This is a genomic window from Frankia sp. AgB1.9, assembly GCF_016786355.1.
Lineage (GTDB): Bacteria > Actinomycetota > Actinomycetes > Frankiales > Frankiaceae > Pseudofrankia.
This window is the reverse complement of the sequence record NZ_JADWYX010000071.1, coordinates 1-13,523: the sequence shown is the minus strand read 5'-3', so window position 1 is coordinate 13,523 and position 13,523 is coordinate 1. Positions and strand designations below refer to the sequence as shown.

At 73.5% G+C, this 13,523-nt stretch carries 13 protein-coding genes and 1 riboswitch; of the genes, 11 read left to right on the top strand and 2 right to left on the bottom strand.

Annotation, left to right across the window (positions count from 1 at the left end):
* The first annotated feature begins 51 nt into the window (after window positions 1–51).
* The 3 genes from I6A60_RS25475 (at window position 52) to I6A60_RS25465 (ending at window position 3,215) form a co-directional block, all read left to right on the top strand.
* Window positions 52–567: a polyadenylate-specific 3'-exoribonuclease AS gene (locus tag I6A60_RS25475; RefSeq protein ID WP_203013298.1), complete on the top strand. Its 516-nt coding sequence runs from the start codon at window positions 52–54 to the stop codon at window positions 565–567.
* 101 nt (window positions 568–668) lie between these two features.
* A complete protein-coding gene (locus I6A60_RS25470) occupies window positions 669–1,694 on the top strand; it encodes a 6-phosphofructokinase (protein WP_203013301.1) in 1,026 nt (341 codons plus the stop codon).
* A gap of 129 nt (window positions 1,695–1,823) precedes the next feature.
* Window positions 1,824–3,215, top strand: coding sequence for a class II 3-deoxy-7-phosphoheptulonate synthase (locus I6A60_RS25465; protein WP_307873864.1), 1,392 nt, complete (start codon window positions 1,824–1,826; stop codon window positions 3,213–3,215).
* Window positions 3,216–3,264: 49 nt separating this feature from the next.
* Here the strand turns inward: I6A60_RS25465 and pknB are convergent, their stop codons facing one another.
* Both pknB and I6A60_RS25455 read right to left on the bottom strand, forming a co-directional pair.
* Window positions 3,265–5,265 carry a Stk1 family PASTA domain-containing Ser/Thr kinase gene (gene pknB, locus I6A60_RS25460; protein ID WP_203013304.1) on the bottom strand — a complete coding sequence of 667 codons (2,001 nt, stop codon included), beginning with the start codon at window positions 5,263–5,265 and terminating at the stop codon, window positions 3,265–3,267.
* Between the two features lie 25 nt (window positions 5,266–5,290).
* Entirely contained in the window at window positions 5,291–6,301 is a 1,011-nt protein-coding gene (locus tag I6A60_RS25455) for a transglycosylase SLT domain-containing protein (RefSeq protein ID WP_203013309.1), read from the bottom strand.
* A 155-nt stretch (window positions 6,302–6,456) separates the two neighbouring features.
* Window positions 6,457–6,571, top strand: a riboswitch (TPP riboswitch).
* Window positions 6,572–6,594: 23 nt separating this feature from the next.
* Between I6A60_RS25455 and I6A60_RS25450 the strand changes: the two genes are divergently transcribed.
* From I6A60_RS25450 to I6A60_RS25415, 8 genes are all read left to right on the top strand, one after another.
* A complete protein-coding gene (locus tag I6A60_RS25450) occupies window positions 6,595–7,425 on the top strand; it encodes a thiazole synthase (protein ID WP_203013312.1) in 831 nt (276 codons plus the stop codon).
* Entirely contained in the window at window positions 7,422–8,564 is a 1,143-nt protein-coding gene (gene thiH, locus I6A60_RS25445) for a 2-iminoacetate synthase ThiH (RefSeq protein ID WP_203013327.1), read from the top strand. The genes I6A60_RS25450 and thiH overlap by 4 nt, the downstream gene beginning before the upstream one ends.
* 137 nt (window positions 8,565–8,701) lie before the next feature.
* Window positions 8,702–9,955 carry an NAD(P)/FAD-dependent oxidoreductase gene (locus I6A60_RS25440; RefSeq protein ID WP_203013331.1) on the top strand — a complete coding sequence of 418 codons (1,254 nt, stop codon included), beginning with the start codon at window positions 8,702–8,704 and terminating at the stop codon, window positions 9,953–9,955.
* A 94-nt stretch (window positions 9,956–10,049) separates the two neighbouring features.
* Complete coding sequence (locus I6A60_RS25435) at window positions 10,050–11,582, top strand: Gfo/Idh/MocA family protein (RefSeq protein WP_203013334.1); 1,533 nt, start codon at window positions 10,050–10,052, stop codon at window positions 11,580–11,582.
* A 127-nt stretch (window positions 11,583–11,709) separates the two neighbouring features.
* Window positions 11,710–12,039: an Rv2175c family DNA-binding protein gene (locus tag I6A60_RS25430; protein WP_203013337.1), complete on the top strand. Its 330-nt coding sequence runs from the start codon at window positions 11,710–11,712 to the stop codon at window positions 12,037–12,039.
* 99 nt (window positions 12,040–12,138) lie between these two features.
* Entirely contained in the window at window positions 12,139–12,345 is a 207-nt protein-coding gene (gene thiS, locus I6A60_RS42000) for a sulfur carrier protein ThiS (RefSeq protein ID WP_307873862.1), read from the top strand.
* 112 nt (window positions 12,346–12,457) lie between these two features.
* Window positions 12,458–13,162, top strand: a complete 705-nt coding sequence (thiE, locus tag I6A60_RS25420) for a thiamine phosphate synthase (protein ID WP_203013427.1) — start codon at window positions 12,458–12,460, stop codon at window positions 13,160–13,162.
* A 14-nt stretch (window positions 13,163–13,176) separates the two neighbouring features.
* Window positions 13,177–13,523 (top strand): lycopene cyclase domain-containing protein (locus I6A60_RS25415; RefSeq protein WP_203055711.1); only part of this gene is annotated, 347 nt, incomplete at its 3' end.

The window sequence follows — 13,523 nt, the reverse complement described above, 5'->3', positions numbered from 1 at the left end:
CGCGGCCGCCTCGGTGATCAGACGCCCCCGGGGGACGGGCACACTGGGGGCGTGCGTGGCGTCCGATATTTCTACGACACCGAGTTCATCGAGCGGATGGACGGCGGGCATCACTGGCTCGACCTGGTGAGCATCGGGGTGGTGAGCGAGGACGGAGAGCGCGAGTACTACGCGGTCTCCACCGAGTTCGACCCGTCCCGGGCCGGCCAGTGGGTGCGCCGCAACGTGCTCGACCAGCTGCCGGCGCCGTCCGCCTCGGTCTGGCGCTCGCGTGCCCAGATCAAGGACGAGCTTGTCGCGTTCCTCACGGCGGACGGCGACCCGGAGCTGTGGGCCTGGTACGGCGCCTACGACCATGTGGTGCTCTGCCAGCTGTTCGGGATGATGCCGGTGCTGCCGCCCGAGTTCCCCCGGTTCACCCGCGATCTGCGCCAGTTGTGGGAGGAGACCGGCCGGCCCAAGCTGCCCTCCCCGCCGGCCGGCGCGCACGACGCCCTGGTCGACGCCAGGCACAACCTGGCCCGCTGGCAGGTCCTCGCCCCGCTGCGCGCCCGCCAGGTGCCGTAGGGGCCGACACCGGCTCACGGGCGAGTGAACCTTGTGATGGGGGTTACTCGGACTTACGCTCCGTCATCGTCTGGCTTCGTGACGGTGGGAGGCGTAGGGCCGTGAAGATCGGTGTGCTGACGGGGGGCGGCGACTGCCCCGGGCTCAACGCGGTGATCCGCGCCGTCGTCCGCAAGGGCGTCGGCGTGTACGGGCACAGCTTCGTCGGGTTCCGGGACGGCTGGCGCGGTCCGCTGGAGGGCGACACGGTCACCCTCGACATTCCGGCCGTGCGCGGCATCCTGCCGCGTGGCGGCACCATCCTCGGCTCCAGCCGGACCAACCCGTACAAGATCGCCGACGGGCCCGACCGGGTCAGGGCGACCCTGGCCGCGCAGGGTGTGGACGCCGTCATCGCGATCGGCGGCGAGGACACCCTCGGGGTGGCGAGCCGGCTGGCGGACGAGGGCGTGCCGGTCGTGGGCGTCCCGAAGACCATCGACAACGACCTCGCGGCGACGGACTACACGTTCGGCTTCGACACCGCGGTGAACATCGCGACCGAGGCCATCGACCGGCTGCACACCACGGCCGAGAGCCACCACCGGGTGCTCATCGTCGAGGTGATGGGCCGCCACGCCGGCTGGATCGCGCTGCACAGCGGGATGGCCGGTGGAGCGAACGTCATCCTGATCCCCGAGCGGCCGTTCGACATCGACAAGGTCTGCGCCCACGTCGAGAGCCGGTTCGCCACCCACTACGCGCCGATCGTGGTGGTCGCCGAGGGTGCCACGCCGCTGGCCGGGACGATGTCGGTCAAGGAGGGCGAACGGGACGCCTTCGGTCACGTCCGGCTACAGGGCATCTCCGGGCTTCTTGAGGCCGAGATCCGGGCCAGGACCGGCCGCGAGTCCCGAGCGACGGTCCTCGGCCACGTCCAGCGCGGCGGCACGCCGACCGCCTTCGACCGCTGGCTCGCGACGCGGTTCGGCCTGCACGCCATCGACGCGGTCCACGACGGCGACTTCGGCGTGATGACGGCCCTGCACGGCACCCGGATCGACCGTGTCCCACTGCGTGACGCCGTCGCCGAGCTGAAGACCGTCCCCGAGGACCTCTACGCCGAGGCCGAGGTCTTCTTCGGCTGAGGCGGCGGACGGCTGGCGGTGGGGTGCTCCGGGCCCGGTTCCGGCCGACCGCCGCGAAACCGAGATGAAACGTTCCCGGCCGGCCCGTACCCTGGACGGGTGAGTGAGCTCGGACTTGACAGCGCAGCGGTGATCACTGGCCAGGCCGTTACCGACCAGGCCCACCCGGAGCTGGACCTCTGGCGGACCCTGCCGGCGAAGCAGCAGCCGAACTGGCCTGACCCGGCGGCCCTGCGGGGTGCCTATGCCGAGCTCTCCGTGCTGCCGCCGCTGGTCATCGCCCCCGAGGTCCGGTCCCTCACCGAGCGGCTGGCCGACGTCGCCCGGGGCGAGGCGTTCCTGCTGCAGGGCGGCGACTGTGCCGAGACCTTCGCCGCGAACACGGCCAACAACATCCGCGACAAGGTGAAGACGCTGCTGCAGATGGCGGTCGTGCTCACCTACGGCGCGTCCACCCCGGTGGTGAAGGTCGCCCGGATCGCCGGGCAGTACGCCAAGCCCCGTTCCGCCGACATCGAGACGTCGACGGGCCTGCCGTCCTACCGGGGCGACGCCGTCAACGGCCTGGAGGCGACGCTGGCGGCCCGGCTGCCGGACCCGTACCGGATGGTCTCGGCCTACCACCACAGCGCCGCGGCGCTGAACCTGATCCGGGCCTTCGCGACCGGCGGTTTCTCCAGCCTGAGCCAGGTGCACGAGTGGAACAAGGCGTTCGTGCGCGACTCGGCGGCTGGCCGGCGCTACGAGCTGATGGCGACCGACATCGAGCGGGCACTCGCGTTCATGGCCGCCTGTGGCATCGATCTCGACCGCACCTCGGAGCTCGGCGGCGTCGAGCTCTACACCAGCCACGAGGGCCTGCTGCTGGACTACGAGCGGGCGCTGACCCGGGTGGAGGAGTCGACCGGCCAGGTCTGCGACCTGTCCGCCCACATGATCTGGATCGGTGAGCGCACCCGGGACCTCGACGGCGCGCACATGGAGTTCCTGTCCCGCGTCACGAACCCGATCGGCTGCAAGATCGGCCCGAAGGCGAGCCCCGACGAGGTGCTCGCGATCGCCGAGCGGATCAACCCGGAGCACATCCCCGGCCGGCTCACGCTGATCTCCCGGATGGGCACCGGCCGCGTCAGGGACGCGCTGCCGGCGGTCGTCGAGAAGGTCAACGCGGCCGGCCACCCGGTCGTCTGGGCCTGCGACCCGATGCACGGCAACACCCGCGACGTGGGCGGCGTGAAGACCCGGCACTTCGACGACGTGCTCGACGAGGTGCTCGGCTTCTTCGAGGTCCACAAGGACCTCGGCACCCATCCGGGCGGCCTGCACATCGAGCTGACCGGCGAGGACGTGACCGAGTGCCTCGGCGGCGGCCAGGAGATCGGTGAGGCCGACCTCGGTGGCCGCTACGAGACGGCCTGCGACCCGCGGCTGAACACCAGCCAGGCCCTGGAGCTCGCGTTCCTGGTCGCCGAGATGCTCCAGGCCACCCGGTCCCGCCGGGCTCAGGCCCACACGGAGTAGCCGGCGCCCGGTCCTCGCCCCCGAACTCGGGGGCGAGGACCGGGACCGGTCAGCCGCCGCCCAGGCGAACGTAGACCGTCGAGCCGGACGCGACCGTCTTGCCGGCGTTGGGCGAGGTGGCCGTCACGTTGCCGCCCGAGAAGTTCGACCAGAAGTCCTTCTGCGGGTTGAGCCCGGCGTCGCGCAGGATCTTCTGGGCCTGCGACCAGGACTTGCCCTTGACGTCCGGTACCTTGACCGGCGTTCCGGACTGGTCCACGGTCGACACGCTGAGGGTGACGGTGTCGCCGGGGTTGACCGTCGAGCCGACGCCGGGCGAGACGGTCGCGACGGTGTTCTTGTCCGCGGTGCCGCTCGTGTCGTCGGGTCCCCGCTGAACCTGGAGGTTCATCGCCGCCAGCTCGGCCTTGGCATCGGCGAAGGACTTCCCGATGACATCGGCCGGGATGGTCATGCTGGTCTTGCCGCTGCTCACCACGAGGGTGACCTGGCTGGACGGGTCGACCTTCGTGCCGGCCGCGGGATCGGAACTGACGACCATGCCCTCGGCGATGGTGTCGTTGGGCTCGGTCTGCACGCCGCCGGCGCTCAGGCCCGCCTTCTGCAGCTTGACCTGTGCGTCCGCCTGCGACAGCCCCTGCAGATCCGGCACGGCGACCTGCTGCGGCCCGAGCGACAGGATGATCTTGACGGTGTCCCCGGACTTGACCTGGGCGGTGCCCGACGGGGACTGGCTGACGACGTGGTCCACGGGGATCGTGGTGCTGTAGACGGCGGTGCCGAACGCTGCCTTCAGTCCGGCCTGCTTGAGCTCCTGGACAGCATCGGCCTTCGCCTCGCCGGTGAGCAGCGGTACCTGGTTGCCGCCACCACCACCCAGGATCGCCTTCGCCCCGACGATCAGCAGGATCAGCACGACCACGGCCGCGGCCAGGCCGAAGACCCATCCCGGTGGGCGTCGCCAGCCGGGCGTGCCGGCGGCGGAGTGGCGCCTGGAATGGGCACCGTAACCCGGTCCGCCGGGCTCGGCGTCATAGCCGGTCTCGTCGTAGCCGTCCGTGTCGAAGAAGGGGTCCGGTTCGCCGGCGACGGGGCGGTTGACCCGGGTCGGCGCGTAGCCGGGCGTCGGCGGCGCCGCGGCCGCGTACGGCCCCGGGTATGCCGTCGTACCGGCTGGCTCGCTGGGCTCGGCCACGAACGGCGCCACCCGGCGGACCTCGTCGAGCAGCGCGGGGCCGTCCTGCGGCCGTTGGTCGGCCCGGCGGGCCGTCGCCCGCAGGGTCAGGCTGTCCAGCTCCGGCGGGATACCCGGGACGATCTGCGACGGCGCCGGGATCTCGCTGTGCACCGACTGGTAGGCGACCGACATCGGGGTGGCGCCCGTGTGCGGCAGCTGGCCGGTGAGCATCTCGAACAGCACGACTCCGGCCGCGTAGACGTCGCTGCGGTAGTCGGCTATGCCGTGCGTGACCTGTTCGGGCGCGAGGTACCCGACGGTCCCCATGACGACGCCCTGGGTCAGGGCCTCGGTCGGCTGGGCGAGCGGGCGGGCCAGGCCGAAGTCGGCGACCTTCACCTGGCCGTCGTCGCCGAGCAGGATGTTCTCCGGCTTGATGTCCCGGTGGATGATGCCGGCCTGGTGCGCCGCGGTCAGCGCCTCGGCGACCGCGTCGATGATGTCCAGCGCCTCGAAGGGCATCAGCCGGCCCCGGCTGGCCAGGTACTGGCGCAGCGAACGGCCGCGGACCAGCTCCATGACCAGGTAGTTCAGGACGCCGGCCGGGGTCTGCGCCGAGCCCTGGTCGAGGACCGACACGACCCGCGGGCTGTTGAGCGCGGCGACGGCCCGCGCCTCTCGATGGAACCGGGCGACGAAGTCGGGCTCGTGCATCAGGTTGGGATGCATCACCTTGAGGGCGACCATCCGGTCGAGACGATTGTCGTGCGCGATGTAGACCGTCGCCATACCGCCGACGGCGAGCCGCTCCTGGGCGGTGTATCGGCCGTCCAGGAGACGACCGATGACGGGGTCGGCAACCGTGGCATCCACCCGGCCAGTGTACGATTACGCCCTCTTACGTGAACTTCGCCTGCCGTGCGGTGACCTTGGCGACGTAGACCGCGGTGTCCGGAAAGAACCCGGAACGTCGCACTGAGTCAAGACCTTGGTAATAGGCGCCGATGGCGATCGGAAGATTCGATGACGTCGCGGCGAGCAGGTAGCGCAGAAAAGCCACGCCACCGGTGATGTTGTCGGCCGGGTCGGTCCGGTCGATGGGCTGGCCCAGCTGGGCCCCGAGCCAGCGCGCCGTGCGCGGCATCAGCTGCATGACGCCGACCGCCCCGGTCCGGCTGACCGCCCGCGGGTTGAAGCTGGACTCGACGGAGGCGACGGCGAGCGCCAGCGCCGGGTCGAGGCCCTGCCTGGCCGCCTCGGCGCGGACCAGCGCCTGGATCGCCGCCACCCGCGCGCTCACGCCCGACGAGACCGCGTCCCCGGTGCTGGCCGCGCCCCCGCTCGGCGCCGTCGCGGCCGCACCCGCGCCTGCCGTCTGGCCGCCGATCGCGGCCGCGGCGCCGGGGGACAGGAGCAGGACCTGGCCGATCCGCAGGCCGTCGCCCGGGCCCAGGCCGTTCTGGGCCGCGAGGTCGGCGACGCTCTGCCCGGTCCGCGCGGCCAGCAGCGAGAGCGACTCCCCTGACTGGACGACGTGCCCGCCGGGCGGCTGCGCCGGCGCCGGCGGCGTTCCGGCGGTGGCCGCTTCGGCGGTGGTCGGCCCGGCGGCGACGGAACCGGAGCCGGGCAGGTAGAGCAGGTCGCCGATGCTCAGGCCGTCGTCCGTCAGGCGGTTCATGACCCGGATCCGGTCGACTGTCGTGCCGTGCCGGGCCGCGAGCGCCCACAGCGAGTCCCCGGCGCCGACGCGGTAGGGGCCCCAGCCGCCGCCGACCGACGCACCGCCGACCGCGGCGACGAGCAGGACGCCGGCCACCAGCCCGGTGCCCCGGGCCGTGGCCCGGTCCGGGCGGCGGCGGGCCGAGCAGCCCGGCGTCTCGGGCCGCGCAAGGGGACTTCGTGGTCGCATGCGTTTCCTTCCGGCTTCGGTCCGTAACGACCGACAGTGACGGACGGAATACACAACGACAAGATCATTAAACCTGCCCGGCGTGATCCGCCCGTTCCAGCGGCCGCCGGGCAATGCCGGGCTTCGCTTCGCTCGCCCCGTTGGACCTACAATCCGGATCGGACCCGGGGAGCCCGTGGATGACGGGCTGAGAGGCTGACCAGGAACCGCCAGCGACCCGTAGCACCCGATCGCGGTCATGCGCGCGTGGGGAGGGGATTGCGATCACTAGTACCTCGTCTGTCCTGGCCGGGTTGTCCGGCGGCGATGATCCGCTCCGGATCGCCGGGCAGGACTTCGGCAGCCGGCTGCTGGTCGGGACCGGCAAGTTCGGCAGCCACCAGGTGATGCGCGACGCCCTCGTCGCGAGCGGGGCCGAGATCGTCACGGTCGCGCTGCGCCGGGTCGACCTCGACCGTGCCGGCGAGGGCGACGTCCTGGACTTCGTGCCGCCGGACATGACGCTGCTGCCGAACACCTCGGGCGCGGTCAACGCCGAGGAGGCGCACCGGCTGGCCCGCCTCGGCCGGGCCGCGGTCGGGACCGGCCTGGTGAAGCTGGAGGTCACCCCCGACCCCCGCACCCTGGCGCCCGACCCGGTGGAGACGCTGCGGGCCGCCGAGCTGCTCGTCGCCGACGGCTTCACCGTGCTGCCCTACTGCTCGGCCGACCCCGTGCTGGCCCGGCGGCTGGAGGAGGCCGGCTGCGCGACGGTCATGCCACTGGGCAGCTGGATCGGCTCGAACCGCGGCCTGCGCACCCGGGACGCGTTGGAAGTGATCATCGAGGCGGCCGGGGTTCCGGTCGTCGTCGACGCGGGGATCGGCGTGCCCTCGGACGCGGCCGAGGCGATGGAGATCGGGGCCGCCGCCGTCCTCGTGAACACCGCGATCGCGGTCGCCGCGGACCCGGTGGCGATGGCCCGCGCGTTCGCGCTCGCCACCCTCGCCGGCCGGCTCGGCTACCGGGCCGGGCGCGGCACCGTCGGCACCGCGACCAGGGCCGAGGCGTCCTCCCCGCTGACCGGCTTCCTCGGCGCCGCGACGGCCGGGGCTGCCGCGACGGCCGGGCTGGTCGGGCCGTGAGCGCCGCGCCCGGTGAGTTCGCGGCGGTCCTCGCCGGCCTCGACCTGCCAGCGCTGGCCGCGCGCGGGCTGCGCGCCGACGACGCCGCGGTGAGCGCCACGCTCGCGAGCGCCCGCGCGGGCGACCGGCTGGCGCTGTCCGACCTCGCCGTGCTGCTCTCGCCGGCCGCGACCGCGCGGCTGGAGGAGCTCGCCCAGCTGGCCCGGGAGACGACGCTGCGCCGGTTCGGCCGGGCGGTGCGGCTGTTCGCCCCGCTCTACGTCTCCAACGAGTGCCTGTCGTCGTGCACCTACTGCGGCTTCTCCAAGGGCCTGCCGGTGGTGCGCCGGACGCTGACCCTCGACGAGACCGAGGCCGAGGCGAGGCTGCTCGCCGACCGGGGCTTCCGCCACCTGCTGCTCGTCTCCGGCGAGCACCGGATCGACGTGTCGGCGGACTACCTGGTGTCCGTCGTCGAACGCCTGTCCCCGCTGTTCCCGGCGATCTCGATCGAGACGCAGACCTGGTCGGACGACACCTACTCCCGGCTGGTCGCCGCCGGCCTCGTCGGCGCCGTCCACTACCAGGAGACCTACGACCGGGACCGCTACCGCGAGGTGCACGTCGCCGGCTGGAAGCGTGACTTCGACCGGCGACTGGCCTCGTTCGAGCGGGCCGGCGCGGCGGGCGTGCGCCGGCTCGGGCTCGGCGTGCTGCTCGGCCTCGCCGTCGACTGGCGCGCCGACGTGCTCGCCCTGGCCGCGCACGCGACGTTCCTCGGGCGCCGGTTCTGGCGGACCGAGGTGATGGCCGCCCTGCCGCGGATCCGGCCGAACGCGGCCGGCTTCCCGCCGGTGGTCGTCGTCGACGACGCCGAGTTCGTCCAGGCCCACGCCGCCCTGCGCCTCTACGAGCCGGACCTGGACCTCTCCCTGTCCACCCGGGAGCCCGCGCCGATGCGTGACGGCCTGGCCCGGATCGCCGTGACCACCATGAGCGCCGGCTCGTCGACCGAACCCGGCGGCTACGGCACCCCCGGCGAGGCCGGCGAACAGTTCTCGATCAGCGACGAGCGCCCACCAGCCGAGGTCGCCGCCGTCCTCGTCGCCGCCGGCTACGATCCCGTCTGGAAGGACGCCTTCCCGCTCGTGGGCACCTAGCAACTCATGGCGGCGACGCGGTCGCGCGGTGCTCGCCGGCCGGTCACGATGCGGCGCCGGTGATCTCGGTACGCGGCAGTGTGACGGGCGAAGCTAAGCCAGGCTTGATACGGGGACGCTCCGATAGCCTGCGGCCTATGGAACGCGTTGTGGTGGTGGGAGCCGGACTGGCCGGTGGGCGGACCGTCGTCGAGCTCCGCGAGCAGGGGTACACCGGCCAGATCACCCTGGTCGGGGCCGAGGAGCACCTCCCGTACGACCGGCCGCCCCTGTCCAAGGCCGTGCTGACCGGGCGGACCGACAACACCCAGCTTCCGTACGGCCTTGACGAGCTGGACGGCGTCGAGCTGCTGCTCGGCCAGCCCGCGACCGGGCTCGAACCCGGCACGGTGCACACCACCGCGGGCCCGGTGAACTACGACGGGCTGGTCATCGCCAGCGGGTCGGCCCCGATCCGGCTGCCCGGCAGCGACAACCAGCGCCTGCTGCGGACCATCGACGAGGCGCGCGCGCTGCGGGAGACGCTGCGCCCGGGGCTGCGCCTGGTCATCGTCGGGGCCGGCTGGATCGGCGCCGAGGTCGCGACCGTCGCCGCCAAGCTCGGCGCCGAGGTGACCGTGGTCGAGGGAGCGAGCCACCCGCTGCTCCCGCTTGGACCGGCGGTCGGCGGTCACGCCGTCGACTGGTACGCGGAGGCCGGCGTCACGCTGCGGCTCGACGCCATGGTCGACAAGATCGGCGAGGACGGTCTGCTGCTGCGCGGCGGCGAGTTCCTGCCGGCCGACGAGATCGTCGTCGGTGTCGGCGTGCGCCCGGAGGTCGGCTGGCTCGGCGGGACGCTGCTCGTCGAGCGGGGCGTCGTCGCCGACGAGCACCTGCTGGCCAGCTGGGCGGGCGACGTGGCCGGTGCCGCGGGCTCCCCGCCGGTGGTCGCCGTGGGCGACTGCTCGGCCTGGTGGTCGGCCCGCTACAACCAGCGGATGCACGTCGAGCACTGGGACGCGGCGCAGTCCGCCCCGGCGGTGGCAGCCAGCACGCTGCTCGGCCTGGCCGTCGGCACGCCCGTCGCCGAGCTGCCGACATACAACCCGGTCCCTTACTTCTGGTCGGAGCAGTTCGGCCGGATGGTGCAGTTCGCCGGCCTGCCGGCGCAGGGCGACGAGCTGGTGTTCCGCGGTGACCCGACGGCCCGGCGCACCCCGGAGATGAAGAAGGCCCCGGGCTGGTCGGCCGGCTGGTTCGCCGCCGACGGGACGCTGTCGGCGCTGGTGACGGTCGTCCGGCCGATCGACATGGTCGCCGGGCGCCGGCTGCTCGCCTCTGACACCAAGCCCGACCAGGCGCAGTTCGCCGACGTCAGTGTCCCGCTGAAATCCCTGCTGCCGGAGTAGTCGGCTACGGGCCGGCTACCTGGACGTTAGGGTTGGGCCTGCCTATCGGCCCCGTTGGCGGGCGGATTTGAGCTTGTCACTAGAGTCTGGCGCTGTGCCGCGCATTCACCTGGTCTCCAACCTGCCTGGGGTGGGCGCCCTCGGTGACCACCTCAGGGCCGCTGGGCTCGGGCCCACCTCGGCCCGCTCCGCCGACGCCCTGCTGGTTCTCATCGACCGGCCGCTGGACTCCGTCGAGCAGGAGCTACTCGACCGTGCGCGGCAGTCGGTCCCCGTACTGCTCGCCGGGCCGACGGTCCGCGCCCTCCCGGTCGACAGCCCGCTGGTGGAGGCCTCCGGTCTGATCCCGGGCCGCGCGGTCCCGCCGCATGTGCTGACCCTGTCCACCGGGCCCGACGGCGGGCAGGTGGCGGCGCGGATGGGCGAGTTCCGCCCGTACGACAGCTGGGTGCTGCCCGACAAGATCGCCGACGACGTCGAGCGGCTGCTGCTCGTGCGCCACGAGATGGCCGAGTACCCGGTCTGCACCTGGCGGCCCTCCACCGGGCTCGGCATGTTCACGCTCGGGACCACGGCCTCCACGCTCGCCGACCCCGGGTATCACCGGCTGGTCGGCCGCTGGCTGCGCCACGCCCTCGGCGTCAGCGACGCGGGCCCGATCGGCGTCGGCCTGCTCGCCACCCCGACGACGTCCGCCGTCCACCAGGCGGCCCTCGACGCGACCGAGGGCCTGAACCTGGTGGCCGTCAGCGGCAGCCAGCCCGGCCCCGACGGCACCGTCCGCGGCTACACCGAGGCCGACGACCTGGTCGCCGACCCCGACGTCCGCCTCGTCGTGGTCGGTACCCCGAACAACACCCGGGCCCAGTGGGCGAGCCGCGCGCTGGAGGCCGGCAAGGACGTCGTCATCGCCGCCCCGTTCGCGCTGTCCACCCAGGAGGCCGACGACCTGGCGCTGCTCGCCGCGGCCCGCTCGTCGGTGGTGGTGATGTACCCGGAGCGACGCGAGGACCCGGCCTACCAGAGCCTGCGGGCCGCCGTCCGGCGCGGCGCCATCGGCGACGTCTTCTCCGTCGAGGCGACCTACGGCGGGTTCAACCGGCCGGCCGGCGGCTGGCGTGACGACGAGCGCACCAGCGGGGGCCTGATCCACGAGCGCGGCTTCGCGCACCTCGACTGGGTGCTCGACCTGGTCGACGAGGCGGTCGAGACGGTCGTCGCGACCACCCACAAGCGCGTCTGGCATCACGTCACCAACGCCGACCACGCCCGAATCCTGCTGCGCTTCGTGGACGGCGCCGAGGCGCAGCTCGTCCTCTCCGACGTGCTGCCGACGCCGACCGCCCGGCTGCGGGTGCTCGGCACCGCCGGCGCGCTGTCCACCGACGCGCTGTCCACCGACGGCCGGGCCGGCGCGTTGACGCTGGTCACCCACGACGGCACCACGACCCAGCTGCCGCTCCCGGCCGCGGCCGGGTCACCGTTCTACCGGGATCTCGCGGACGCCCTGCTGTCGGGCTGGCCGCTGAACCCCTACCGGGTGGAGACGGCCCGCAAGGTCGTCGCCGTCGCCGAGGCGGCCACCCGGTCCGCGGCCGCCGGTGGCGTCCAGATCGGTCCCGCCTGACACGGGCGCCCAGGCCGCGGCCCTTTGGTTGTTGTTGCGGGACGTTGGGGGTCACGGCTGTATGAACGCGGTAATCGGAAGTACGCACGGCCTTGAGGAGACGTCCACGTCCTGTTTAATCTTGACCATGGACAACTGGTTGCCGCTGCCCGATGTCGCCGAGGCGCTGGGCGTCCCGGTCACCCGGGTGCGCCAGCTCGTGCGGGACGGCGGCCTGCTCGCTCGTCGCCAGGACGACGGCATTCTGCGGATCCCCGCTGGCTTCATCCACGGGGATGTCGTCACGAAGGGCCTTCCCGGCACGCTGACGCTGCTGGCCGACGCCGGCTTCTCGCCCGACGAGGCCATCGACTGGCTGATGCGCGAGGACCCGAGCCTTCCCGGCACCCCCCTGCAGGCACTGCGGGACAACCGCGGCCGGGAGGTCAAGCGCCGGGCTCAGGCGCTTGCCTTCTAGGGCCTCCCTCAGCCGGGCGCCGGCGGGGCCTGCGCGCGTAGGGTCCAAAGGGTGGTCGATGCGTCTGTGGCTGGTGCGCCTGGAACGAGTGGGCCTCGCGTGGTTGTCGACGTCGTCGTGAACGGTCGGGAGCGGCAGGTGCCGGACGGGCAGCCGTTGCCCGAGCTGATCGTCGAGCTGGGGCTGCGCGTCGGCTCCGTGGTGGTCGAGTACAACGGCGAGGCGCTCACGACGGCCGAGGGCCGCGCGGTGCTGCTGCGGGCCGGCGACCGGCTGGAGCTGGTCCGGGCGGTGGCCGGTGGCTGACGACCTGACCGACCTGACCGATCTCGCCGCCGACGACGAGCTCGACGAGCCGGCGGCGCGCCAGGCAGGCCCGTCCGCGCTGGACGTGATCGCCGACCAGGCGATCGTGGACCTGGCGCTCGCCGAGGCGCCCGACGGGGCCCCGCTGACGCGGGCCGAGCGGCTGGCTCGGCTCGCCGACGCGCGGCTCTACCTGTGCACCCCGCGCCAGCCGGCCTTCGACGCGTTCCTCGACGGCGTGCTCGCGCCGGCCGGGGGGCCAGGGGTGGACCTGATCCAGCTGCGCGAGAAGGGGCTGGAATGGCGAGCCGAGGCGGCGGCGCTGGGCCGGATGGTCGCCGCCGGCCGCCGCCACGGCGCCCTGGTGAGCGGTAACGACCGAGCCGACCTCGCCTCGGTGGCCGGCGTCGACATCCTGCACGTCGGCCAGGACGACATCCCGCCCGCGACGGCCCGCCGGCTGCTCGGGCCCGATGTGATCATCGGGCTGTCGACGCACGACGAGAACCAGCTCGCCGCCGCGATCGAGGACCCGGACGTCGACTACTTCTGCGTCGGCCCGGTCTGGCCCACACCCACGAAGGAGGGCCGGCCCGGCGTCGGGCTGGGGCTGGTCGCCACGGCCGTCGCCGCCGCGCCGCCGTTCGCGCCCGGCGCGAAGCCCTGGTTCGCGATCGGCGGCATCGACGCCGACCGCCTCGACGCGGTGCTCGCGACCGGCGCCCGGCGGGCCGTCGTGGTCCGGGCCATCACCGGCGCCGCCGACCCGGCCGCGGCCGCCGCCGCGCTGGCCGGCCGGCTGCGCGCCGCCGGCTAGCCCGCGGCTCCTGCGTGCGGCACCTGACCTATCTCGCGGTGCTGGCCGCCTGCCTGCTGGGCACGGCGCCGCTGGAGATCCTGCTGCGGACCCGGGTCTACGCCCGCTGGCGGCGGCTCGTGGCCACGCTCGTGCCGGTGCTGGTGGTCTTCGCCGGCTGGGACCTCTACGCGGTCGCGCGCCGCCAGTGGACGTTCGACGCCAGGAGCATCACCGGAGTCCGGCTGCCCGGCGGCCTGCCGATCGAGGAGATCCTGTTCTTCGCCGCCGTGCCGGTCTGCGCGGTGCTCACGCTGGAGGCCGTCCGCGCCCGCCGGCCCGGGGGGGGGGGGGGGGGGGGGGGCGCGCCCGCCCGGGCCGG

Excerpts from the sequence above, each read along its gene's own strand:
- I6A60_RS25455 (WP_203013309.1), bottom strand. The coding sequence starts at position 6,301 with ATGCGACCACGAAGTCCCCTTGCGCGGCCCGAGACGCCGGGCTGCTCG.
- I6A60_RS25440 (WP_203013331.1), top strand. The coding sequence starts at position 8,702 with ATGGAACGCGTTGTGGTGGTGGGAGCCGGACTGGCCGGTGGGCGGACC.
- I6A60_RS25430 (WP_203013337.1), top strand. The coding sequence starts at position 11,710 with ATGGACAACTGGTTGCCGCTGCCCGATGTCGCCGAGGCGCTGGGCGTC.